The sequence below is a fragment of the Roseomonas sp. TAS13 genome, assembly GCF_001950415.1.
GTDB classification, from domain to species: domain Bacteria; phylum Pseudomonadota; class Alphaproteobacteria; order Acetobacterales; family Acetobacteraceae; genus Roseomonas; species Roseomonas mucosa.
The window spans coordinates 1-1,671 of record NZ_BDLP01000607.1 but is presented as its reverse complement, the minus strand read 5'-3'; the positions used below and the strand labels follow the sequence as shown (position 1 = coordinate 1,671).

Sequence of the window (1,671 nt, the reverse complement as noted above, 5' to 3'; positions counted from 1 at the left end):
CCCACATTCTCCAAGTAAGTCGCTGATTTCGCTGTCGTAATCGTGATATTTCGCATATAAATCATGGCGTTGACGGCTGCGAGGGGCGCGTTTCATGGATCACCTGGAGGGTGCGGGCTTGGCGCGGGGAGATCGGGTTGATTTCGACCGCCGTGTGCGTCTGGAGTTCCGTGGTGCGCAGATCAGTTCAGACGGTGGCCTGCTGGTGATGCGCGAGCTTGATGACGTGCTCGGCCTGTCCAATCTGGCGTCGGAGGCGCTGCGAGACAGCCGCACCGGGAAGAACACGCTCCATCGGCTTGACGGATTGTTCCGGCAATCGGTGTTCGGACGACTGGCCGGATACGAGGATGTGAACGATGCCGACCGCTTGGCCCTCGATCCCGTGATGCGTCAGGTCGTTGGCGGCAGGGCCGTCGAGGCGCAAGCTGCTTCGGCATCGCAGATGGGACGGTTCGAGACCGAGACGCTGGCTCTGGCCGCGAACCGGGCGGCGCTGGCCGATCTGAACGGCCAATGGATCGACCGGTTTCATGACCGCAACGGGTTGAAATACATCGTGCTGGACATGGACAGCTCGGTCAGCCCCACCCACGGCGATCAGGAAGGTACTGCCTGGAACGGGCATTTCGACTGCACCTGCTATCACCCCATCTTCTTGTTCAACCAGTTTGGCATGCTGGAGCGCTGCGCCCTGCGTAACGGCAATGTCCACAGCGCCGATGGCTGGCGGGATGTCCTTGATCCCGTCATTGCCCGATATGCTGGCCGCGACCTTGGTGGACGCTTCTTCCGGGCCGACGCTGCCTACGCGATCCCCGCGATCTATATGCGGCTGGAAGAAGCCAGGTTCTTCTACGCCATCCGTCTGCCCGCCAACGCCGTCTTGCGCGAGAAGATCGCGCATCGGCTGACACGGCCCGTGGGACGGCCTTCGCTGACCAAGGTCAAACGGTTCTTCGAGGACTTCGAGTATCAGGCGGCGTCCTGGGACAAGCCGCGCCGCGTCATCGCCAAGATCGAATGGCATCCGGGCGAGCTGTTCCCCAAAGTCGGCTTCATCGTCACCAACCTGCCGATGGAGCCAGACTGGGTGGTGAGGTTCTACAACCAGCGCGGCACCGCAGAGCAGCACATCAAGGAAGGCAAATATGCCTTTCGCTGGACGCGGCTGTCATGCCGGAAGTTCCGGCACAACGAGGTGCGGCTGCAACTGCACGCGCTGGCCTACAACCTGGCAACCTTCCTGCGCTGCATCGAACTGCCCGAGGCCATGGCGGACTGGTCGTTGACCAGCCTGCAACTCAAGCTGATCAAGATCGGCGCCCGCGTCGTCCGCCACGCCCGCGCCATTACCTTCCAGTTGGCCGAGGTCGCCGTCACCGGCCCGATGGTGCGGGCCGTCCTTGCCGCCATCCGCCGTCTTCGAACGCCTCCGTCATGCGCATGACCACGATCCATGCCCAAGCTGAACGAAAGCGGCAGGACAGGTCCGTCTGCCGCGCGGAAAAGCGGCTCTGCCGGGCCAGAATGCTGCGGGTTCGAGGCTTGATCCACCCGACTTCGGCCGTTTGCGCGACGACAGACACCGCTCGGGGCGAAAAACGCTTGCCCAGCGAGCAAAATCAGGCGATCTTGAAGTCAAGCGGCGGGCCACTTGGGGAATGTCGG

The 1,671-nt window shown here is 62.7% G+C and carries 1 protein-coding gene; it reads left to right on the top strand.

Annotation, left to right across the window (positions count from 1 at the left end; genetic code table 11):
* Positions 1 to 94: 94 nt before the first annotated feature.
* The gene (locus ROTAS13_RS24140; RefSeq protein WP_011997539.1) at positions 95 to 1,450 is read left to right on the top strand and encodes an IS1380-like element ISPme1 family transposase; all 1,356 of its coding nucleotides are present in this window, start codon (positions 95 to 97) and stop codon (positions 1,448 to 1,450) included.
* Positions 1,451 to 1,671: the final 221 nt, after the last annotated feature.

Bases quoted from the DNA above. Each gene is read 5' to 3' on its own strand.
- ROTAS13_RS24140 (WP_011997539.1), top strand. From the start codon at position 95: ATGGATCACCTGGAGGGTGCGGGCTTGGCGCGGGGAGATCGGGTTGAT.